The sequence below is a fragment of the Paraglaciecola sp. genome (assembly GCF_030730205.1).
In the GTDB taxonomy this organism is placed as follows: Bacteria; Pseudomonadota; Gammaproteobacteria; order Enterobacterales; family Alteromonadaceae; genus Paraglaciecola.
In genome coordinates this window covers 1-21,732 of record NZ_JANQVQ010000312.1, presented here as the reverse complement: position 1 = coordinate 21,732, position 21,732 = coordinate 1, and the positions used below count along the sequence as shown (strand labels likewise).

The window sequence follows — 21,732 nt, the reverse complement described above, 5'->3', positions numbered from 1 at the left end:
TTTCAATTGTTACTATTCAATATTAACAATATAGCAAAAAAAAAGGCCTCAAATGAGGCCTTGTAAAAGTGCGAGTAAATGGGACACAGTCATTTACTCACGGGACAACACAAAACGAAGGATTAACCGAATAACACGCGGTTGATTTTGTTTTCTAACAATTCTTGCTGACCACTAAGGTGTTTAGGTTGAATATTATTGGCAGCAGCGAAGTCAGCTAATGAGCCCAAGCTATGCTCACCATTTTGAATCGCCTTACCAAGGTTGCCACTCCAGCCTGCATAACGTTGTTTAACGCAATCAGCCAAGAAGTCATTTTCTAAGATAGCAGCGGCTTTACGTAACGATAAGGCTAAGTGATCCATACCACCAATGTGAGCATGGAACATATCTGCAGGATCAGAGCTTTGACGACGTAATTTACAGTCAAAGTTCATACCACCAGTAGTGAAACCGCCTGCTTTCAAAATTTCATACATGACTAAGGTTAATTCAGGCACATCGGTAGGGAATTGGTCTGTATCCCAACCTAGTTGTGCATCGCCTCGGTTAGCATCTAAGCTACCAAAAATACCTAAAGAAACCGCAGTAGCGACTTCGTGATGGAAAGAGTGGCCCGCTAAAGTAGCGTGGTTTGCTTCGATGTTTACTTTGTACTCTTGCTCTAGACCATATTGCTTAAGGAAGCCGTATACCGTAGCGCTGTCGTAGTCGTATTGATGTTTAGTCGGCTCTTGTGGTTTTGGCTCGATCAACAACGCACCTTTAAAACCAATTTTGTTTTTATGCTCAACTACCATTTGCATAAAGCGACCTAGTTGCTCACGCTCTTGACGAAGGTCAGTGTTGAGTAAGGTTTCGTAACCTTCACGACCACCCCACAATACGTAGTTTTCGCCACCTAAACGCTTAGTGGCGTTCATTGCATGATATACCTGAGTTGCACCGTAGGTAAAAATTTCAGGATCAGGACTGGTAATTGCGCCGCCAGCATAACGTGGATGGCTGAACAAGTTAGCTGTACCCCACAATAACTTCATGCCTGTTTCAGCTTGTTTCTGTTCAAGCACATCGGTGATTTCAGCGAAGTTATTAATGTACTCTTTAATTGACTTGCCACCCGGCGCGACATCGGCATCGTGGAAACAGTAGTAAGGCGCGTTTAACTTTGAGAAAAATTCAAAGGCGACATTGGCTTTCTCTTTGGCGCGTTGCATTTCGTCGCCCGCTTGTAACCATGGGCGTCCGAATACACCTTGGCCAAATACGTCGCTACCATCCCAACAAAAGTTGTGCCAGTAGCAAGAAGAGAAGCGCAAATGCTCGGCCATGGTTTTACCCAAGATAACTTCTGAAGGGTTGTAATGATGGAAGGCAAGAGGATTAGTTGACTCTGTCCCTTCATATTGGATTTTGGAAATATCTTTGAAATACTCAGCCATGAGGCGCTCCTAAAATGATAAAAATGTAATGATTCGGTTAGCACTATCATGCAGTTTCACTGACAGGCTAACAATTATGTTTTCTTAATTAACTAGTGTGCTTTTTGTTGCTTTTTTGTTATCAAACGCTTCTCTACTGCTTAGTGCTGCTTCATTAGGGGCGCCAATTGAACGTATATTTGTTGAAACTGTTCTCGTCTTATCTTTAATAACGCAACTCGTTCATTGTTGGGTTCGAAGATACTTTCAAGCGCAGGTTGTGGGCAAATTTCTTGCAAAGTACGGTCAGTATCGATGGCAATTTGTGCCAGCCTTGCCGCACCTAAGCCCGGGCCTACATCGCCACCCGTGCGATAATTGACTGGGCGTGCGAGCACATCCGCCAATAATTGACGCCAGTAACGACTTTTAGCTCCACCGCCGATTAACGTAATTTCGTCAGCCTCACCCGCCGCTTTATTTAATGCCTCTACACCATCGGCAAAGGCAAAACTGACGCCTTCCAATACGCTATAGGTTAAGTTCACTTGGGCAGTAGAATGGTTTAAGCCAAAAAATGAGCCACTCGCAAACGGATTGTTGTGTGGTGTGCGTTCACCGCTTAAATAAGGAAGAAAAATAGGACAATGTTCTAGATTGATGTCAGTGTTATCGAGCTCATCCAATAAGGTTTGCACTGGGCGTTTGGCAATGTTATCGGCAAACCATTGCAAACAACTTGCGGCGCTCAGTACGACCGACATTAAATGCCAGGTGTTTGGTAGGGCGTGACAAAAGCTATGAACTGCTGACTCAGGATTCGCAGTAAAGCCATCAGTAACGGCAAAATATACGCCTGAAGTACCCAGCGACAGCATCGCTTGACCTGGTTTGACTATACCGACTCCCACGGCGCCAGCCGCGTTGTCACCACCACCGGCGATTACTGGTATCGCTGACATATTCCAGCGTGCCGCCACTTCTGATTTAAGTGTGCCAGTGATATCTGAACCTTCAAACAAACGGGGCATATGTGATTCATCTAAACCGCAGGCTGCTAATAACCCTGTGTGCCAAGTACGTTGTTTTACATCTAGCCACATGGTGCCGGCCGCGTCTGACATATCAGTTGCGTAATCACCCGTTAGTAAAAAACGTAAATAGTCTTTTGGCAGCAATACTTTGGCGATACGTGCAAAATTTGCAGGTTCATGTTGTTTTACCCAAAGCAGTTTTGGTGCGGTAAAACCAGCCATAATAATATTGCCGGTAAGTTCACGAGCATCCGCAACCTCTGCTTCAATTTCTTTACACTGCGCTTCACATCGACCGTCATTCCATAAAATAGCCGGACGAATGACTGTATTTGCGTCATCGAGTAAGGTCGCGCCGTGCATTTGTCCGGATAAGCCAAGGCCAAGTACCTTTGATAAATCATGGTTTGCACTGAGTTTATCCATAGCCTGACAAAAACCGGTCCACCAATCTTGGGGGTTTTGCTCTGACCAAAGCGGTTTTGGTCGACTGACTTCAAAGCTGCTGGAGCTGGTATCTACGATTTCTCCGCTTGCATTTGTTAACACTATTTTAACGCCAGAAGTGCCGAGATCGACGCCTAAGTACATAGTAAGTCCTCTAGAATTTTTTGAGGATACTAGCAGAGAGTATTATTTTTAGAGAGTTGTAGGACTGATTACGAAATTAAATAACGAAATAACATAATAATTCTACTCGCTTCCATTATAGTCATATGTAACAATAATGTTGCAGAATACTAAAAAACATAAATCGATTTGTTGGAGTCTCTATGTATCAAGCTCGGCACAGTATCAGTCTTTTATTTAATGCTAATAAAGTGTATGACCGCCAAGTGATAGAAGGAATTGGTCACTATTTACAATCGTCTAAAGTGGATTGGGATGTTTATCTAGAAGAGGACTTTTTAGCTCGTCTAGAGCATATTGAAGAGTGGAGTGGCGACGGCATTATTGCCGACTTTGACGATCCCGCCATTCAAAAAGCCCTAGTAAATGCCAATGTGCCAGTCATTGGCGTGGGCGGGTCTTATTCAAATGAAGAAGATTATCCAGACGTTCCTTACGTGGCAACTGATAATTATGAGGTGGTAAAAGCCGCCTATGAACATTTAAAGAAAAAGGGTTTAGAGCGCTTTGCTTTTTATGGTTTACCGCTTGATAAAACCCATCGTTGGGCGCTTGAACGCGAACGTGCAATGGTTAAATTATGTAAAAATGACGGTTACGATTGTTCGGTGTATCGGGGGCATCCAACTCGTCCAGAAACTTGGCAATACACCATGAATCGTGTGACGGATTGGATCCAAGGCTTGCCTAATCCGGTGGGTATCGTGTCTGTAACCGATGCACGTGCTCGTCATCTACTGCAAGCCTGTGAACAAATTGGCAAACTGGTGCCTGATAACATTTCAATTGTGGGCATTGATGATGATGATATAGCACGTTATCTAAGTCGAATCAGCTTAAGTAGTGTGACTCAAGGCTGTTTTGATATGGGCTTCCAAGCGGCTAAGTTGTTGCATCGTAATCTTGAAAATCCTAATTTAAAAAGTCGTCGAGTGTTAGTGCCACCTGCTGGGGTATCAGAACGGCAGTCGACTGATTTCAAAGCGTTGAAAGACCCTTATGTTATTCAAGCGATGCACTATATTCGTCAAAATGCGTGCAGAGGTATAAAAGTGGAGCAAGTGTTGGACTATGTGGGTGTATCACGTTCGAATTTAGAACAGCGTTTTCGTGAGGAACGCGACCACAGTATTCATACTGAGATCCATAATGAAAAATTAGCCAGAGCATGTAAATTATTAGCAGATGAGAATATTTCAACTAACGAGGTAGCGCAGGTCTGTGGTTATCCTTCGTTGCAATATATGTATGCGGTATTTAAAAAGCACTTTGACCAAACACCACGTGAATTTCGAGATGGGGCAGGTAAATAATTTTCGAAGGGCTTCGTTGTGCTGAGCTAAACCACCCCATTGTTTAGCTCAGGGTATTATAACTCTGGCCAGGTTTGGGTTTGATTGGAGGGCAAGTATTGACTTAAAAACGTTGCTAGCTCGGCAGAGCGCAGCGGTTTGACTAGATAGTCGTTCATACCTGCTTGTTGTGCTTTTTCTTTATCTTGTGACATAGCGTTAGCCGACAAACCACAAATAATGAGCTCAGAATACCCCAACTCTCTAATGCGCCCTGTCGCTTGATACCCATCCATAATAGGCATTTGTACGTCCATTAATACCAGATCATAGTGAGTAGTACTCATTACTCGCTCTACCGCTTGACGGCCGTCTTCAGCAATATCATAAGTCAGACCCATTGAGCTCAACATTTCGCCTGCCACCGCCTGATTAATTTGATTATCTTCGACCAATAACAAGTGACCTTTAAATTTGTTAATAGTCGGTTCTAGCCGCGTTGCATCTATTTCATCAGAGAGTTTTACGTTAAAAAGTTCGGCTATAAAGCGGCAAACTTGTGCAAGTGTAAAGGGGTGGCTCAAACACACGTAATGAGCGTCTTGGTTTAAAAATTCAATTAGATCGCTGGGTTGCGATTCAGTCACAAAGCCTACTTCAATATTTGACATTCGTAACAGCTGAAGTTCTGTTTGTAATTGTTGGTGGCTGACATGATTAGCAATGTCGAGTACTACGGCATCATCTTCATTCATTGTGGCTATTTGGTTTTGTAGTTCTGTAAGCGGAAAGTGACGTAATTCAACATCAAGGACTTCAATATAGTCATCTCGCAAATATCCCCTTGGACCTTTGCTGAAATAAAATAAGCGCCCAGTCGGTTTATGATTAAGTTGCAGGATGGGCGAAGCCATTATTGCGCATGCCAATGGCAGTGTTATGGTAAAACAACTCCCTTGATTAAGCTCTGATTTGGCAGATATTTGGCCATTCATCAAGCTAACTAACTGTTTCACAATACTTAAACCAAGCCCTGTGCCCCCAAACGTGCGACTGGTTGAACCATCGGCTTGGGTAAAGGCACCGAAGACTTTATTGAGTTGATCGTCAGACATTCCAATGCCAGTATCCTCGACCGCTAATTCCAAAATAAGGTGATCGGGCTTATCGCTTTGACGAATGTCAGCTGAAATAGATATGCTGCCTGTTTGGGTAAATTTTATGGCATTACTGCACAGATTAAGCAGCAATTGGGTGATTCTAAGTGGATCACCAATAACCAGGTTAGGTAAGGTGGGGGTAACGTCGAATGTTAATTTTAGGCCTTTTTCAGCGGCAAGATTTTTAACGTTGGACAACACATTGGCAAACATATCCTCTAGGTTAAACTCTACGTGTTCGATCTCTAATTTACCGGCTTCAATTTTAGAAAAGTCGAGAATATCGTTAATCAGACTCATTAAAATTTCACTCGAATACATCACTTTTTTTAACTGTTCTCGCTGCTGTGGTTTGAGTTCAGTTCTGAGTACTAAATCTAACATGCCGACGATACCGTTCATCGGCGTGCGAATTTCATGGCTCATGTTTGCCACAAACATACTTTTAGCTTCATTCGCTTGTTCGGTTTTCAAATTTGACAGTATTAATTCTTGATTGAGGGCTTCTTGCTTGGTATTCATCAGTTGCGACTCTGCCAACAAAGTATTGGTTTGTTGGTTTTTTTGCTGGAAGACGTTCGCTGCTTTGGCCAACTGACCTATTTCATCTTTTCGTTTAAGGCCTGGAATGTTTTTGATGTCCTTGCCCTGTGTTAGGCGCTCAAACACTAAGGTTATTTTTTTAATCGGGATCATGATCCGATAAGCAAGAAAGACTGCCGCTAATATCGCCAATACAATTCCTATCAATGAATAAAGGTCACTTTCGTGTAAGGAATTTTCAGTGGTATTTTTAACGTCTATATTGGTTTGGTTGAGTTTCTCTGTAACTAAAGAATTAAGTTCACGTGCTAGAAACAAAAACTCGTTAGCCGCTCCTGCCATCACCACATTCACTAAAAATAAATAACCTCGGGTTATTTTAGTCAGTTGTAAAAAGTCGTTTTCAACTCGGTCTAACTTATCTAATACTTGGCTCAACTCTAATTCAGTTGTTTTGTTTTGTTGTTGTTTAAGTAAGGTGACGGCCTCTCGGATATTTTGCTGAAAAGGCTGTACTAACTCTTGATCGGGGGTTAATAAATATTGCAGTAAGTAGTTTTCAGATTGGGCGATATGAAACAAGGCCTTGTCTGTGTATCTGGCGTTAGCGACACTCGCTGAGCCCGTCAGCTCAGACCAATTAAAATTATCAAATATTTGCTGTAGCTCAACCAGTAAACCATTACTCACCAAGTTTTCTCGTTGCGTACGGCCTATAATCACGTTAGCAAAGTTATCGTTATAATTGGCTAAGTGCTCGCGCATACGGGCGATGTAATCGCTATAAAGTTGAGCCTGAAGGTCATTAGTGGTCAATTTTTCTAGGTTATCAAGTTTGCTATTGGTGTCTGCCATTAAGGCCATAAAACGAGTAATAGCTGATTCACTCGCGGTCGATTTATAAAGAAGTACATTACGCTGCAAGTCAATAACGTCTCTTTCGACCTCGCGTACCAAGCTGACTTCAACAATGGTTTCTTGCGTAATATCTAAATTTTTGACAAAGGTTGCGTAGATGTCACGAGATAAGAATATTTGCAGGCCAAGCAAAAAGGCGAGGGTTAAGGAAAATAATAAAATTTGTGATTTGAGGCTCGTGAACACGTTATTTTTCTTATTGGTTAATTATTGTCATGAACTAATGAACTCGTACCATTTTTGTAAACTGTAGTCATAGGTGGGCATCGCTGTGTTCCATACTGCAACGTTGCTAAAGCGTTTTGTGTAACTACCGCCAGTGCGCACTTCACCTTTTAACACGGATATCTTGCCGTCAGTACCAACGAGGTTTTGTTGCGCTTCTTTACCTTCGTACCAATAATCCCATTCGTTTGTACTGAGCAATTTTCTGGAGCGTTGTGGGTTTGAAATATAATACCCTTGGCGCGCTATAAATGCACCTGGCCAGCCAGAAAGCCACCAGTTCATGTAGTCATAAGCCGCGTCTTTTTGTTTACCCTCAGTGGCAGATGATAAACACATTGCCCCATGCCAACCACGATAGCCCTCTTTAGGGGCTGCGAAAGTAACAGGAAGTCCTTGCCCATTCAAGGTTGCAACGGCCGGTGAAAACATGCTTTCTATGGAAACACGTTGTGTTCGCATAAAATCAACTGACTCAGGCACCGAGTTCCAGAAGCCACTGAAATGCTTTTGCTGTTTAAAGTCAATTAACACTTTAAAGAGATTATCTAAATCTGCTTTGCTTAAATTACCAATATCATCAAATCGAACCAGATTTTGTGCTTGTGCTGCTAAGGCTAAATCAAACAAACCAATGGTTGGATCGTTGACAATGGCTACCTTGCCACGATGTTGTGGCTGGAGCAGCCAACCCCAACTCTCTGTTTCGTAGGGGATGCCTTTGGGAATAAAAAAGGTGTTGTAGCCAAAAGAATCAACGTTGTGAACGTAGGGTAAAAAGCTGATGAGTTCTGTGGGATTTGAACCTAAGGTGCCGTCGGCTTGAATATTAAGAATCTTATTAGGTGCGTCGCCTGCACCTATTTTAGCATCGGGACTGATTTTGCCTGTTTTTGATAAGGGGTTAATTTCATCCCAGTAAGTTAAGCGTTTTTTTTCGATGGCTTGGATTGAGCCACTCGCCCATAGCGGACGAATACTATTTGACCACTGCTCATACAAATCAAAGGATGAAGGTGAAACACTGGCTTTTTGTAAAACGGCTGCGCTGCCTCTTGGTTCAAAGACTAAATCAATGCCAATGTCTTGCATTGCCTGTTGGCGCAGTTGTTCTTGCAAAGTAACGTGGGTGCCGAGAATTCTCAGTCGAGTTTTTTGTCTCGCAAATACGTAAGGGGCAGTGCTACCAAGAGCGCCGGTAGCGATGACTGAACCCAGCGTTTTGATGAATGTTCTGCGTCCAGCAGTGTTTAATGTGTGGTCAGATACCTTGGATTTTCTCATCTAAACAAATACCTTACACTCGAATACAACAGATGTTATTGCTACATAGTGTGCCGCCAGAACTGAGTTTGTCAAATGAGAGGCAATTCAGGCATTATCTGCTGATGTTAGCAATTATTCAGCGTAAAACTTATGCTCAAAGGTGAACTGCTGCGTCGTTGCGCCATCGTTAATTGTGATACTGATCCGGTAACGTTCTTGGTCACTAAATGGCAATGTCGCCAGGTAGTAAATAGCTTGGCCCTCTTTTACTTCTTTAAAGCTTAGGCTTTTAACTACCCCTAATAGATTTTTGGCTTCGCCGTTCATAACTACACTTTGCGCCGCACTTGTCTTCTTATCGAGTACCGAAATATTGATCAAACCATTAAATTTACTGCGTAATATCCCGTATTGTTTCGCAACTTCAGGGGTGAGAAATGTACTATTAAGGGCAATGTAATGTACATCCCAAGTTCCTAACGCGACCTTCTGTTCTGCGTGCACCGCCGCAGCGCTAAGCAACATGCTGAGGAAGGCAAATACCCTAAATTTATTAAAATGCACCAAACAGATCACCCATTAATTTTTGTAAAAATATAAGAAGTAAAATAACCACCATGACGGATAAATCTAAACCACCGAGATCAGGCATTCTTTTACGGATCGGCGCTAACATTGGTTCAGTTAATTGCGCTAACACCAACTCCATGGGGTTGCGGCCTTGACTGACCCAGCTCATGATGGCACGTAAAATAAGCACGTAAATAACTAAATCGATCGCCTCAGAGAACACAATTAATAAACCAGCCAAGCCAATGCCTACAAAGTTTGTTAAGGCATAACCCGCCAACAAGCTTAGTACTACTATCTTAGCAATCGCCACAAGCCAGGCTAACAATAAGGTTGCGGTATCAAAGCGGCCCATAGACGGCACAACTCGGCGCAAAGGGCCAATAATGGGATGGGTTGCTTTGACAATAAATTGGCTAAATGGATTGTAAAAATCCGCTCGGGACAATTGCAGCCAAAAGCGCAATAACACTACCATTAAATAAAGTTTAAATGGCAAACTGATTAAAAAGTCAATTGAACTCATAGCGTTGTTGTTTCCTGAACACACATTTTAATTTGAAAATTGGCGCGTTTTAAATTTACATCTTGTTCGAGTTCACACTCAGAACGTTGTAGACATCTCTTTAGCTCGAGCAACGGCAGCTTGCATTGCTTTGGCTACAATATCACTTAAACCGTTATCGGCAAAACAAGCCAGCGCCTGAGCGGTAGTGCCGCCTTTAGACGTAACTTGAGTACGCAGTTCACTGATTTCGAGTTGGGGATTTTGACATACCATTTCGGCTGCGCCTAGCATTGCCTGTTGCACCAGTAATCGAGCGGTATCTCGATCAAATCCTTGCTGTTGAGCTTCATGCTGCATGGCTTCTAAAAAAGCGAAGAAGTAAGCTGGGCTGCTGCCTGCTGCCGCAATGACACCGTCGATCATGGCTTCTTTTTCTACCCATGCAATTTTACCAACATGTTTGAGCAAGGCACCTGCATAGTCTCTGTCCTCGGTTGGTATTTGCTCATTCGCATACAAACCTGTCATGCCTAAGCCTAAAGAACTAGGCGTATTGGGCATCGTGCGAATGACCTTATAGTTACCACCTAACATTTCTTGCAACCTTTGAACACTGATACCAGCGGCAATAGATACAAACAGTTTGTCTTGTAATTCAGTTTGCTTGGCCAAATCAGCGCACATTTGTGCCATAAGCTGTGGTTTTACGGCCAATACAATTACCTGTGCTTGCTCTACAACATGGACGTTAGATTGACTAATTTGAATGCCGAATTGTTGATGTAAGGCATCTAACTTGGGCATTGAAGGATTACTGGCATATATATATTCAGCGGGATAACCATTATTTACGAGTCCACTGATTATACTTTTACTCATATTACCTGCGCCTATGAAGGCTATGCGTCTATGTTCCATTTTACCTCTGTTTGATCTTAAATTTGCTGTGCTTATTGTCGGCTACCAAAGATAGCCGTGCCAATACGAACCATTGTACTACCATGTGCAATCGCAGGCTTAATGTCACCTGACATGCCCATAGATAGCGTATCTATCTCTGGATAAAGTCTGTGCATCTCGACAAATAGCTCTTGCATAGCTGAAAAACTGTGCTTTTGTTGCACTTCACTTGCATCTGCCTTAGGGATGGTCATTAAACCTCGTAATTTCAAGTGGGGTAAGGGGTTAATCGCCGCCGCAAGCGCCTTTACTTCCTCAATAGGCACACCCGACTTACTCGCTTCATCATCGATGTTGACCTGAATGCACACATTCAGTTGTTTGTGGGCACTGCGTTGATCATTCAAACGTTGGGCTATTTTTAAACGGTCGATAGCGTGCACCCACGCAAAATTTTCGGCCACTAAACGGGTTTTATTTGACTGTATGGGGCCAATAAAATGCCATTCGATGTCGCTTAGTGCGCGCAGCGCTTGGACCTTTTCAACCCCCTCTTGGACATAATTTTCGCCGAATAAACGTTGTCCAGCTTCATACGCTTGCACGATATCAGATACGGGTTTGGTCTTACTGACCGCTAGCAATTGTACGGTATTTGGTGGACGATTAGCGGCTAAGGTAGATTGCTCGATTGTTTGGTATGCGCTTTTGAGTCGTTCTGCTATTGTTTCCACGTTGTAAACTTTTTTACGGAGAATTTGGCTTGGATATTACCGAACTTTTAGCCTTTAGTGTGAAAAATAAAGCCTCAGACTTGCATCTTTCAGCTGGATTACCACCTATCATTCGGGTAGATGGCGAGATGCGTAAACTTAATGTGCCTGCCCTTGAACACAAAGAAGTGCATAGCTTGATTTATGAAATCATGAACGACAAGCAGCGCAAGGAATATGAAGAAAACCTAGAAACCGATTTTTCTTTTGAAGTAAAAGACTTATCACGTTTTAGGGTCAATGCGTTTGTGCAAAATCGCGGTGCGGCTGCTGTATTACGAACCATTCCAAGTAAAATTTTAAGTTTAGATGACTTAGGCGCTCCGCAAATTTTTAAGCAAATCATTAATCAGCCTACTGGTATTGTATTGGTAACGGGGGCAACAGGGTCAGGTAAAAGTACTACCTTAGCGGCCATGATTGACCATATCAATTCAACTAAGCGCGAACATATTCTGACCATCGAAGACCCCATTGAATTTGTGCATGAAAATAAACTTTGTGTACTCAACCAGCGTGAAGTGCATCGTGATACCCACAGTTTTAACAACGCTTTACGATCAGCTTTACGTGAGGACCCTGATATTATTTTGGTGGGTGAGTTACGGGATTTAGAAACCATCCGTTTGGCCATTTCGGCGGCAGAAACTGGGCACCTGGTGTTTGGCACCTTGCACACCAATTCAGCGCCTAAAACCATCGACCGTATTATTGATGTGTTTCCTGCCGCTGAAAAATCCATGATCCGTTCGATGTTATCAGAATCCTTACGAGCGGTTATTTCACAGACCTTATTGAAAAAAGTCGGGGGAGGGCGAGTGGCCGCTCACGAAATTATGTTGGGAATTCCGGCTATCCGTAATTTGATCCGCGAAGACAAAGTCCCGCAAATGTATTCAGTGATCCAAACGGGTCAACAACATGGTATGCAAACCATGGATCAATGTTTACAGCGTTTAGTTGCGCAGGGATTAATTACCGCCCAAGATGCGGCAGCCAAATCGATTGATAAAAAGCCCACTTCAGGTTTCTGATTTTATTCATCAATATACTTAGTTAGCGGAAATAGTTATGGAACTCACGCCTTATTTAGAAGCGATGCAAGAGGCAGGTGCCTCAGATTTATTTATCACCGTGGGCTTTCCGGTTAGTGCCAAAATTAATGGACAAATGACACCAATTGGTAGCAGTGTACTCGATGAAGAGTCTTCTTTGGCTCTGGTACACGACGCCATGAGCGATAAGCAAATTCAGGAATTTACTGACAGTAAAGAATGTAACTTTGCGATTGCCCGTGACGGAATTGGCCGTTTTCGTTGCAGCGCTTTTTGGCAGCGCGATATGGCTGGAATGGTTGTGAGGCGTATTGTCACACAAATTCCAAAAGTAGATGATCTCGGTTTACCGCCCATTTTAAAAGACGTGATTATGGCGAAGCGGGGTTTATTGTTATTTGTTGGGGCTACGGGTACGGGTAAATCAACCTCATTAGCGGCCTTAATAGGGCATCGCAATCAAAATTCAAAAGGGCATATCTTAACGATTGAAGATCCGATTGAATTTGTGCATGAGCATAGTCAATGCGTCGTGACACAGCGCGAAGTAGGTATTGATACTAAATCCTTTGATGATGCCTTGAAAAGCTCCTTACGTCAGGCCCCTGATGTCATTTTAATTGGTGAAATTCGTTCAATGGAAACCATGGAATATGCCATGTCTTTTGCTGACACAGGGCATTTATGCGTTGCCACCTTGCACGCTAATAATGCGAATCAGGCTATCGAACGCATTATGCATTTGGCGCCTCATGACCAACATGAAAAACTGCGTTTTGATTTGAGCTTAAATATGCGTGCTATTGTCGCCCAGCAATTGGTGCCTACACCTGATGGTAAGGGGCGAGTGGCAGCTATAGAAATCTTATTAAATTCACCTTTGGTGACAGATTTAATTCAACGTAATGAAATTGGCGGGCTCAAAGAAGCCATGCGTAAAGGTAAAGAGCTGGGCATGCAAAGTTTTGATATGGCCTTATATGATTTGTACAAGGCCGGTAAAATCAGTCTTGACCATGCGATTCATCATGCTGACTCACCCAATGATTTGCGGCTAATGATTAAATTAGCGTCGGATGATGGTAATAAATTAGGCTCATTGTCTAATGTATCTATCGACATGGATTAATGGATTGAGACCAAATCAATTATGCTGAAAGTATACAGTCATCACGACCGTTTTATGGTTTGGCAAATTAAGCAGTGGCTTGAACAAAATGGCATTCCTTGTTTTGTGAAAAACGAATTTGCCATTGGTGCGATGGGCGAACTCTCACCTTTTGATGTATTACCCGAAGTATGGCTTACTGACGAGGGGTGGCTGGCTAAAGCACAAAAATTAATTAAAGACTTTGAACATCAACCGCTACAACACAGTTGGTTGTGTGAACGGTGCCAAGAAAGTAATGACGGAAATTTTGAGTTGTGCTGGCAGTGTGGAACCCCAGCAGAGCCGTAATTATTGGCCACAGGCTGCCCATTATTATTTTAAGCTCATTACGCTGATTTTACTGTAAAGCAAAGAATTTGTTACAGAAACAGCCAGTCTTAAGGTTTGGATTCAATCAGACAATCCAGTACACTCAACGCATATTTATGAAATTATTTGGCCTGGTTAAGGTCTTATTAATGTCGGGTGTTTTTACCCATAGAAGAAGTAGGAAACGTATGAAAAATTGGTTTAAGCATTCCGCTCTAGGTTTAGCCTTGGTCCTAAGTGGTGCGGTGTTAGCTTCATCTCAGGTGGATAACTTTGATGCTGTGAAACAAAAAATTCAGAGCACCTTAGGCATGAAAGTTTCTTCTATCGCTGACTCTCCTATTACTGGATTATTGCAACTCGAAACAGATAAAGGCTTATTTTACACCAGTAAAGACGGTAAGTTTTTACTGCAAGCCCGTGTATATAATCTTGACGCCGGCATGCGTAACGAAACAGAGTTAGCCTTGAGTAAAATGCGATTAGCTGGAGTAGAAGAATTTAAAGATTCAGTGATTGAATATAAAGCCAAAAATGAAAAATATGTGGTTGATGTCTTTACTGATATTACGTGTGGATATTGCCGTAAATTGCACGGCGAAATGGACAAATATAATGATCTTGGTATCACTGTTCGCTATTTAGCTTACCCTCGCGAAGGCTTACGCGGACAAACCTATAAAAATATGGTGTCAGTATGGTGTGCAAGTGATCCACAAGAGGCCATGGATGATGCAAAAAATGGTCAAACTGTTGCGTCAAAAGTGTGTGAGAACAAAGTGGCCGAACAATACGCCTTTGGTCAACAAATTGGTGTAAACGGTACACCAAATATCATCTTACCTGATGGTTCGCTAATTCCAGGCTACCAGCCTCCTAATTTGTTAGAACAAGCCCTCAAGGCGCTATAGTGGATTTGTGAGCCTGCTCTTTAGCAGGCTTTTCTTAGCTAAAAACTTGAAATATATAAATGCCTAATTTAGTTATAACTCGCAGAGTGCCTGCTGATAACGCCCACCTTCCCGCCAATCTCCACCCTGTGATTCGTCAAATTTACGCCGACCGAGGTGTGCAAAATGAACAGCAATTGCTGCGCACTACTCAGTCGTTACTGCACTATAACGAACTCAAAGGCGTCAGCGGCGCAGTGAATCTATTAGTTACGGCTATTCAATCTCAGCAAAAAATAATGGTAGTAGGCGATTTTGACGCTGATGGTGCAACGAGTACCGCTCTGTGTATGTTGTCGCTTACCATGTTGGGGTCAAAACAACACAGTTATTTAGTGCCGAATCGCTTTGATTTTGGATATGGATTGAGTCCTGAAATTGTTGATGTTGCTGCTCGTGAAGGGGCGGAACTCATCATGACGGTGGACAGTGGAATAGCGTGTTTTGCTGGCGTTGAAAAAGCGAAAGCCTTAGGTTTAAAAGTACTTATTACTGACCATCATTTGGCGGCAAGTCGTCTACCGATCGCAGATGCTATAGTTAATCCAAACCAACCAGGTTGTGAGTTTTTATCTAAAAACTTAGCCGGAGTGGGGGTGGCGTTTTATTTAATGCTAGCCTTACGTGCGGAGTTAAACAAACAAAACTGGTTTGCAAGGCAAAATATGCCGATGCCAAATTTAGCCGAGCTATTGGATATTGTAGCGCTTGGAACCGTGGCTGATGTTGTGCCACTAGATAGCAATAACCGGATTTTAGTGCATCAAGGATTGCAGCGTATTCGCAGCGACCAATGTTGCAAAGGTATTCAGGCTATTATGGAAGTGGCTGGTCGCGACAAAAGTAAGTTGATGGCCTCCGATTTAGGCTTTGTAGTTGGGCCTCGTTTAAATGCGGCTGGGCGCTTAGATGATATGTCCTTAGGCATAGAATGTTTACTAACAGACAATCCCGCCCGTGCACGACAAATTGCGGTGCAGTTGGACAGCCTCAACCAAGAGCGCAGAGAGATAGAAAGCTCGATGCAGCAAGAGGCGGTGAAGGCTCTTGAACAACTCAATTTGGCTGCCGACGCCTTGCCCTTTGGTTTGGTGTTGTATAAGCAAGATTACCATCAAGGCGTGATTGGAATTTTGGCGGGCCGCATTAAAGAAAAATATTTTCGCCCTACTATCGCCTTTGCCCACCAAGATGATGCGCTATTAAAAGGCTCAGCTCGTTCGATACCTGGTGTGCACATTCGCGATTTACTTGAAACCATTAACAGTCAATATCCTGGCCTAATTATTAAATTTGGAGGGCACGCAATGGCTGCTGGTTTGACCATAGAATTGGCAAAGTTAGCAGAATTTGAACAAGCCTTTCATTTGACAACCGAAGCCTTGTTAAAGGGTAAACCTTTAGCAGGCGAGGTCTTGTCTGATGGTGTTTTGCTAAAAGACCAATACAGCATTGCTTTTGCGCAATTACTGAAAGACGCGGGACCTTGGGGGCAAGGCTTTCCTGAGCCCGTTTTTGATGACGAATTTGAGTTGCTAGAGCAAAAGTTACTAGGCGGCAAACATTTGAAAATGTTGGTGCGTTTTCAAGAGCATCTGCTGCTCGATGCGATTGCTTTTAATATTGATCCTAATGCATGGCCGAATTTGGCATGCAGAAAAGTCAGACTGGCCTTCAAACTTGATATTAACGAATTTCGTGGCCGCGTAAATTTGCAACTGATGGTAGATGCTATTGAGCCAATTTAAGCGATTAAGCTAAGCCTCGCATAAGCGTTAGATGAGCTCCCTATTGGGCTGGGATTGCGGGTCATAGCCATCTGCCCCACGGGCAGCTCGCCTTGCTATGCACAAACCCTGTGCCACTGATTCAGAATTGACTCAAATTAGAATTTTACAGGTGGCAAATTATTCTCATCTATAAAGACAATATTGATTTAAAACGCCGTTTCTTATTCGACGTCGAGATTAAATAAGCTGTCAAATATGTCGACAAAGCTGCATATTTGATGAGTTTGGGTATATCATTGTTTTTTTGGACAACCTAACATTTTCCATGGCTAAAAAAACAGACGTAGAAAAACTGCTAATAAAACACGACAAACTGACCCACACTGAAGAGTTGGCAGTGTCTTCTCATGTGCAGCGTAAAGACGATGACTGGTTTATGAATACCTTGATGGTGGAAGGTTACGATGTACCATTTAAATTTCGCCGTCGAAAAGTCTATAAAAATCTCACCGGTGCACGAGTTAATCTAACGTATTATCCGATCAAAGAAGAAATCGCCGGCATGGAGTTTGAAGCCATGAAGGTTGTGAGAATTAAGATAAGTTAACTTCTTTTAATTGGGGTTTATTTGTGTCATCTACCGCACTTGCTGGATTTATTCTGCATCGTCGACCTTATCGAGAAACCAGCTTTTTACTTGATATATTCAGTTTGGAATGGGGTTTAGTGAGTGCTGTTGGAAAGGGCATTCGGGGCAGTAAAAGCGATAAAAAGAGTTTGCTTCAACCCTTCCAGCTTTTGTTACTTGGGCTGGCGGGGCGTCATGAACTGAAAAACCTACAGCAGGTTGAAGCCTTGGGCTCAAGCTACAAGCTTGAAGGCAATTACTTATTTTCAGCCATGTACATTAATGAACTACTCAGTCGTTTATTAGCCAAAGAAATCCCCCAGCCTGAGTTGTTCAATCTGTATCAAACCACCCTAAAAGCCTTGGCAGACAAGCAAACCATTGAACCGCAATTACGCCAATTCGAATTATCTTTACTTGCGGATTTAGGCTACGGAATTGACTTTTTATACGATACAAATACCGGGCAAGAAATTGAACCTTTTAGCTACTACAGCTTTATACATGAGCAGGGTTGGATAAGGCTAAAGCAGCACTACGGTGACAATAATTGTTTTAGTGGCCAAAGCATCATGCAAATTAATGACCTTGCATGGACGCCAGCCAGTTTGCACTGTGCTAAGTATATTAGCCGTTTGACTCTCGCCAAGCTGTTGGGCGACAAGCCTTTAAAAAGTCGTGAACTATTTAAACAAAGTTGGACGACGCAATTACCTAATAATGTGGAGAATACACTAAATGAATGACATCTATTTAGGGGTAAATATTGATCATATTGCCACCCTAAGAAATGCCCGCGGTACCTTGTATCCTGACCCCGTGCATGCTGCCGAAATTGCTGAAAGAGCGGGGGCAGATGGTATTACTGTGCATTTGAGAGAAGATCGTCGACATATCACCGATCGTGACGTTAATGTGTTGAAGAATACCATTCAAACCAGAATGAATTTGGAAATGGCAGTCACCGAAGAGATGTTATTGATTGCTGAGCAAATCAAACCTGTTTATTGCTGCTTAGTGCCAGAGAAACGCCAAGAGTTAACAACAGAGGGAGGTCTTGATGTTGCCTCAAATCAGACTGTTATCGCTACAGCCTGTGCACGACTTGCGGCAGCGGGTATTATGGTCTCCTTATTTATTGATGCAGACAAGGCACAAATTGACGCCGCTCATGCGTGCGGCGCTCCTTTTATTGAAATTCATACCGGACAATATGCTGAGGCTGAAAACGAACAGCAACAACAAGCAGAACTGGCCAAATTAGTGGTTGGCATCGAATACGCGCATTCGTTGGGTTTGAAGGTCAACGCGGGTCATGGTTTAAATTATCACAATGTTAAACCCATCGCAGCGATCCCACAGCTATACGAACTGAATATTGGCCACGCGATAATTGCCAGAGCAGCATTTGACGGTTTGCATCAAGCGGTGGCCGATATGCGACGTTTGATGCAAGAAGCCCGTCGCTAGAGAATATCAATGGCCATAGTAGGTTTAGGTACTGACATTGTTGAAATCGCGCGAATAGAAAGTCAATTGGCACGCTCTGAACGGCTCGCCCATCGTATTTTAACTGTCAGTGAGCTGCACACGTATGCTCAACATAATTTCAAAGCGCGCTTTTTAGCGAAACGCTTCGCAGCCAAAGAAGCAGCGGTAAAAGCTTTAGGGGTAGGGATTGGTAATGGGGTCAGTTTTCAAGATGTTGAGGTACAAAATATGCCCAGTGGTCAGCCCTTTCTTAACTTTTATGGTAAATTTGCTGAGCTCTGCAGTGAACGTGGCGTGACAGCCAGCTTTCTTTCTATCTCAGATGAACAACACTATGCCGTTGCTACTGTGATTTTAGAATAAACCTACGTCGAAGGGCTTTGCACTTTAATAGTGCTGAAATAGCAACGCGATACGACGTTGCGCAAATTTGGGGCGTTTTGTTCTCTTAAAATAGGCTGTTTCCTCAATTTGCGGACAAAAAAACTGGCGCGTATTCTGAATGGATGCAATTTAATTATATATATGCTTGAGTAAAAGCAGCGGTTTTTAGCTTGTCTAACGCCGTAAACAGTTACAGGACAACGTTTTATGGTTTCTATCCGCACTGTGCACCAACCACAAAGACCTTCGTTTGAAGAGTGGCTAGCCAGTCTGAACTTGTCTACAACCACCAAACAAAAGCTTCGTGAGGTATCTGACACGCCTGAAATTCTATTAATCGGGCAGGAGATGGTGGAAATTCTGCATGAATTACATATGGACGATGAGACCCTGCAAGCCTCGTTGATTTATCCTTATTGTGAGATGCATGAATTAAGCGAAGAGCAAATTGCCGAGCAGTTTGGAGAGGGGATCAAAAACTTAATTGTTGGCGTAAGGCGCATGGATGCCATTAAGTCGCTACATACTCGAGCGAAGAGCACCAGAAAAAACGACGAGACACAAATTGATAACGTGCGGCGCATGTTGCTCGCGATGGTTGAGGATGTCAGAGCAGTTGTCATTAAGTTAGCAGAACGTATTTGTGCTCTGCAAAAAGTGAAAAATTCTGATGAAGAAACCCGTGTTTTGGTGGCAAGAGAGTGTGCCAATATTTATGCGCCACTGGCCAACAGACTCGGTATAGGCCAATTAAAGTGGGAGCTAGAAGACCATTCATTTCGGTACTTACATCCTGATACCTATAAGCAAATTGCCAAATTACTGGACGAAAAAAGAACGGATCGCGAACAATATATTGATGATTTTGTTAACGAACTGCAAGGCGTATTAGACGAGCAAAACATCAAAGCCAAGGTGTATGGTCGTCCTAAACATATTTACAGCATCTGGAAGAAGATGCAGAAAAAGCACTTAAGTTTTGAACAGCTCTATGACATTCGGGCAGTGCGTATTATTGCTGAACGCTTACAAGACTGTTATGCCGCTTTGGGTGTTGTGCATGCACATTGGAAGCACATTCCAAACGAGTTTGACGATTATATTGCCACCCCAAAACCCAATGGTTATCAGTCAATTCATACGGTCACACTGGGCAAGCAGGGCAAGGCGATTGAGATCCAAATTCGCACTAATAAAATGCATGAAGATGCTGAGCTAGGTGTTGCCGCTCATTGGCGCTACAAAGAGGGGGCTACGGTCAGTCGCTCTGCTTACGAAGAGCGCATCAATTGGTTGCGCAAAATATTGCAGTGGCAAGAAGAAGTCGCCGAATCGGGTGATTTGGTTGAAGAATTGCGCAGTCAAGTATTTGATGACCGTGTTTATGTGTTTACACCAAAAGGCGATGTGGTTGATTTGCCATTAGGGTCGACCCCCTTAGATTTTGCGTATTACATACATAGTAACGTAGGTCATCGCTGTATTGGTGCTAAAATCAGCGGTCGTATTGTGCCATTTACCTATCAATTACAAACCGGTGACCAAGTCGACATTCTGACCGGAAAACGGTCTAACCCAAGTCGTGATTGGATGCACCCAGGACTTGGTTATGTGCACTCTTCACGGGCTAGAGCCAAAATACACAGTTACTTTAAAAAACAAGATAAAGATAAAAATCTGGTTGCGGGCAAAGAGTTGTTAGAGCGCGAGTTGACTAAGGTAAACATTCCTTCAAAAGATGCCTTAGAAGCGGTCAGTCGCTTTAACATGCAAACTGTTGATGATTTGTATGCAGCGCTTGGTGCAGGTGATATTCGCTTGATGCAAGTAGTCAATTTTCTCATTCAACGACTTGAGCCTGAACCCATTATTGATCCGAGGATCAAGGCGAAAAAACCACAATCTGCTAAATACAAAAAAGATACCGTTGTGGTAGAGGGGGTTGGTAATTTATTGACGCAAATTGCAGGGTGTTGCCAGCCACTGCCGGGCGAACCAATCCTTGGGTATATTACCCAAGGGCGCGGCGTGAGCGTTCACCGAGAAGATTGTGAGCAATTAACACATTTATTGGATATTCACCCAGAAAGAGAAATTGATGTTAATTGGGCAAGCAATGTTAAAGCCGCTTTTAGAACCGAGTTACAAGTATTTTGTGCAGACAGAGACGGTATTTTACGCGATTTAACAACGGTACTGGCCAATGAGAAGGTGGGTTTGTTAGGGGTAAATAGTTTGAGTGATACCAAAACCCACACAGCAAAAATAAAGGTTAGTTTAGAGGTTAAGGATTTAAATAGTTTAGCTAAAACTATAATTAAAATTCAACAAATTAAAGGCGTGTCTGAAGTAAAACGCATAGATAATTAGCTCAAGTCATTGCATCTCTTTATAAAAAATAGGGGTGGAATGACTCAGCTTTAGTATTTAAAAAGCGTAAGCTGCACTTAGCCATACTATATTTCTAGTGTCATATTAGTTGAAAAATCCATCGCCTTTTTGACAATCAGGCATGTGAGCTAAATCTACACTAAGGCGCGGGCCTGAATTAGGGATTTGCAGGTAAAAGTTTAGATTCATAGAATAAGCCGCGCGAATTGTTTGAGTAAAGGTTAATCCTGCTGGCCAATGTGCAGACATTAAATAATTGTATCCGGCAGAGACACCAATGAGGCCAAGTGCTCCACGAAATCGATGTTCTTCATTGGTATAGGAAAGTTGGTATCCAGCTAATCCTGCATACTGCAAACCAATCCCGCCGGCATGCGATATTT

At 42.8% G+C, this 21,732-nt stretch carries 19 protein-coding genes and 1 pseudogene; 11 read left to right on the top strand and 9 right to left on the bottom strand.

Features of this window, described 5'->3' with window-relative positions:
• Positions 1–122: 122 nt before the first annotated feature.
• Entirely contained in the window at positions 123–1,442 is a 1,320-nt protein-coding gene (xylA, locus tag NWQ57_RS20550) for a xylose isomerase (RefSeq protein ID WP_306024057.1), read from the bottom strand.
• Between the two features lie 140 nt (positions 1,443–1,582).
• Complete coding sequence (gene xylB / locus NWQ57_RS20545; RefSeq protein WP_306024056.1) at positions 1,583–3,046, bottom strand: xylulokinase; 1,464 nt, start codon at positions 3,044–3,046, stop codon at positions 1,583–1,585.
• A 182-nt stretch (positions 3,047–3,228) separates the two neighbouring features.
• Between xylB and NWQ57_RS20540 the strand changes: the two genes are divergently transcribed.
• Positions 3,229–4,398, top strand: a complete 1,170-nt coding sequence (locus NWQ57_RS20540; protein WP_306024055.1) for a DNA-binding transcriptional regulator — start codon at positions 3,229–3,231, stop codon at positions 4,396–4,398.
• Positions 4,399–4,454: 56 nt separating this feature from the next.
• On the opposite strand, the gene NWQ57_RS20535 is transcribed toward NWQ57_RS20540, so the two are convergent.
• The 6 genes from NWQ57_RS20535 to NWQ57_RS20510 all read right to left on the bottom strand — a co-directional run bounded on the left by NWQ57_RS20535 (position 4,455) and on the right by NWQ57_RS20510 (position 11,201).
• A complete protein-coding gene (locus NWQ57_RS20535) occupies positions 4,455–7,184 on the bottom strand; it encodes an ATP-binding protein (RefSeq protein ID WP_306024054.1) in 2,730 nt (909 codons plus the stop codon).
• 27 nt (positions 7,185–7,211) lie between these two features.
• Positions 7,212–8,507 (bottom strand): PotD/PotF family extracellular solute-binding protein, encoded by a 1,296-nt coding sequence (locus tag NWQ57_RS20530; RefSeq protein WP_306024053.1) that lies wholly within the window; start codon positions 8,505–8,507, stop codon positions 7,212–7,214.
• Between the two features lie 114 nt (positions 8,508–8,621).
• Entirely contained in the window at positions 8,622–9,014 is a 393-nt protein-coding gene (locus tag NWQ57_RS20525; protein ID WP_306024064.1) for a DUF4426 domain-containing protein, read from the bottom strand.
• A 28-nt stretch (positions 9,015–9,042) separates the two neighbouring features.
• Entirely contained in the window at positions 9,043–9,585 is a 543-nt protein-coding gene (locus tag NWQ57_RS20520; protein WP_306024052.1) for a YggT family protein, read from the bottom strand.
• 78 nt (positions 9,586–9,663) lie between these two features.
• On the bottom strand, positions 9,664–10,485 hold the full coding sequence (proC, locus tag NWQ57_RS20515; RefSeq protein WP_306024050.1) for a pyrroline-5-carboxylate reductase: 822 nt from the start codon (positions 10,483–10,485) through the stop codon (positions 9,664–9,666).
• Positions 10,486–10,517: 32 nt separating this feature from the next.
• The gene (locus tag NWQ57_RS20510) at positions 10,518–11,201 is read right to left on the bottom strand and encodes a YggS family pyridoxal phosphate-dependent enzyme (RefSeq protein ID WP_306024049.1); all 684 of its coding nucleotides are present in this window, start codon (positions 11,199–11,201) and stop codon (positions 10,518–10,520) included.
• 29 nt (positions 11,202–11,230) lie between these two features.
• On the opposite strand from NWQ57_RS20510, the gene NWQ57_RS20505 reads away from it, so the two are divergent.
• From NWQ57_RS20505 to relA, 10 genes are all read left to right on the top strand, one after another.
• Complete coding sequence (locus NWQ57_RS20505; protein ID WP_306024048.1) at positions 11,231–12,274, top strand: type IV pilus twitching motility protein PilT; 1,044 nt, start codon at positions 11,231–11,233, stop codon at positions 12,272–12,274.
• Between the two features lie 37 nt (positions 12,275–12,311).
• Complete coding sequence (locus NWQ57_RS20500; protein ID WP_306024047.1) at positions 12,312–13,424, top strand: PilT/PilU family type 4a pilus ATPase; 1,113 nt, start codon at positions 12,312–12,314, stop codon at positions 13,422–13,424.
• 21 nt (positions 13,425–13,445) lie between these two features.
• Positions 13,446–13,754, top strand: coding sequence for a DUF2007 domain-containing protein (locus NWQ57_RS20495; protein ID WP_306024046.1), 309 nt, complete (start codon positions 13,446–13,448; stop codon positions 13,752–13,754).
• Between the two features lie 209 nt (positions 13,755–13,963).
• The gene (gene dsbC, locus NWQ57_RS20490) at positions 13,964–14,686 is read left to right on the top strand and encodes a bifunctional protein-disulfide isomerase/oxidoreductase DsbC (RefSeq protein ID WP_306024045.1); all 723 of its coding nucleotides are present in this window, start codon (positions 13,964–13,966) and stop codon (positions 14,684–14,686) included.
• 59 nt (positions 14,687–14,745) lie between these two features.
• Complete coding sequence (gene recJ, locus NWQ57_RS20485) at positions 14,746–16,473, top strand: single-stranded-DNA-specific exonuclease RecJ (RefSeq protein ID WP_306024044.1); 1,728 nt, start codon at positions 14,746–14,748, stop codon at positions 16,471–16,473.
• 307 nt (positions 16,474–16,780) lie between these two features.
• Entirely contained in the window at positions 16,781–17,062 is a 282-nt protein-coding gene (locus tag NWQ57_RS20480) for a hypothetical protein (RefSeq protein ID WP_306024043.1), read from the top strand.
• 23 nt (positions 17,063–17,085) lie between these two features.
• Complete coding sequence (gene recO, locus NWQ57_RS20475; protein ID WP_306024042.1) at positions 17,086–17,829, top strand: DNA repair protein RecO; 744 nt, start codon at positions 17,086–17,088, stop codon at positions 17,827–17,829.
• Positions 17,822–18,553 carry a pyridoxine 5'-phosphate synthase gene (gene pdxJ, locus NWQ57_RS20470; RefSeq protein WP_306024041.1) on the top strand — a complete coding sequence of 244 codons (732 nt, stop codon included), beginning with the start codon at positions 17,822–17,824 and terminating at the stop codon, positions 18,551–18,553. The genes recO and pdxJ overlap by 8 nt, the downstream gene beginning before the upstream one ends.
• Before the next feature lie 9 nt (positions 18,554–18,562).
• Entirely contained in the window at positions 18,563–18,937 is a 375-nt protein-coding gene (acpS, locus tag NWQ57_RS20465; protein WP_306024040.1) for a holo-ACP synthase, read from the top strand.
• 228 nt (positions 18,938–19,165) lie between these two features.
• On the top strand, positions 19,166–21,328 hold the full coding sequence (gene relA, locus NWQ57_RS20460) for a GTP diphosphokinase (RefSeq protein ID WP_306024039.1): 2,163 nt from the start codon (positions 19,166–19,168) through the stop codon (positions 21,326–21,328).
• A 105-nt stretch (positions 21,329–21,433) separates the two neighbouring features.
• Here the strand turns inward: relA and NWQ57_RS20455 are convergent.
• Positions 21,434–21,732: pseudogene (locus NWQ57_RS20455) on the bottom strand (hypothetical protein); the annotation flags it as partial.

Coding starts and splice junctions, on each gene's coding strand:
- NWQ57_RS20480 (WP_306024043.1), top strand. CDS start 16,781: ATGGCTAAAAAAACAGACGTAGAAAAACTGCTAATAAAACACGACAAA.
- NWQ57_RS20530 (WP_306024053.1), bottom strand. CDS start 8,507: ATGAGAAAATCCAAGGTATCTGACCACACATTAAACACTGCTGGACGC.
- pdxJ (WP_306024041.1), top strand. CDS start 17,822: ATGAATGACATCTATTTAGGGGTAAATATTGATCATATTGCCACCCTA.
- proC (WP_306024050.1), bottom strand. CDS start 10,485: ATGGAACATAGACGCATAGCCTTCATAGGCGCAGGTAATATGAGTAAA.
- relA (WP_306024039.1), top strand. CDS start 19,166: ATGGTTTCTATCCGCACTGTGCACCAACCACAAAGACCTTCGTTTGAA.
- recJ (WP_306024044.1), top strand. CDS start 14,746: ATGCCTAATTTAGTTATAACTCGCAGAGTGCCTGCTGATAACGCCCAC.
- NWQ57_RS20500 (WP_306024047.1), top strand. CDS start 12,312: ATGGAACTCACGCCTTATTTAGAAGCGATGCAAGAGGCAGGTGCCTCA.
- xylA (WP_306024057.1), bottom strand. CDS start 1,442: ATGGCTGAGTATTTCAAAGATATTTCCAAAATCCAATATGAAGGGACA.
- NWQ57_RS20520 (WP_306024052.1), bottom strand. CDS start 9,585: ATGAGTTCAATTGACTTTTTAATCAGTTTGCCATTTAAACTTTATTTA.
- NWQ57_RS20540 (WP_306024055.1), top strand. CDS start 3,229: ATGTATCAAGCTCGGCACAGTATCAGTCTTTTATTTAATGCTAATAAA.
- dsbC (WP_306024045.1), top strand. CDS start 13,964: ATGAAAAATTGGTTTAAGCATTCCGCTCTAGGTTTAGCCTTGGTCCTA.
- NWQ57_RS20525 (WP_306024064.1), bottom strand. CDS start 9,014: ATGTTGCTTAGCGCTGCGGCGGTGCACGCAGAACAGAAGGTCGCGTTA.
- xylB (WP_306024056.1), bottom strand. CDS start 3,046: ATGTACTTAGGCGTCGATCTCGGCACTTCTGGCGTTAAAATAGTGTTA.
- NWQ57_RS20495 (WP_306024046.1), top strand. CDS start 13,446: ATGCTGAAAGTATACAGTCATCACGACCGTTTTATGGTTTGGCAAATT.
- acpS (WP_306024040.1), top strand. CDS start 18,563: ATGGCCATAGTAGGTTTAGGTACTGACATTGTTGAAATCGCGCGAATA.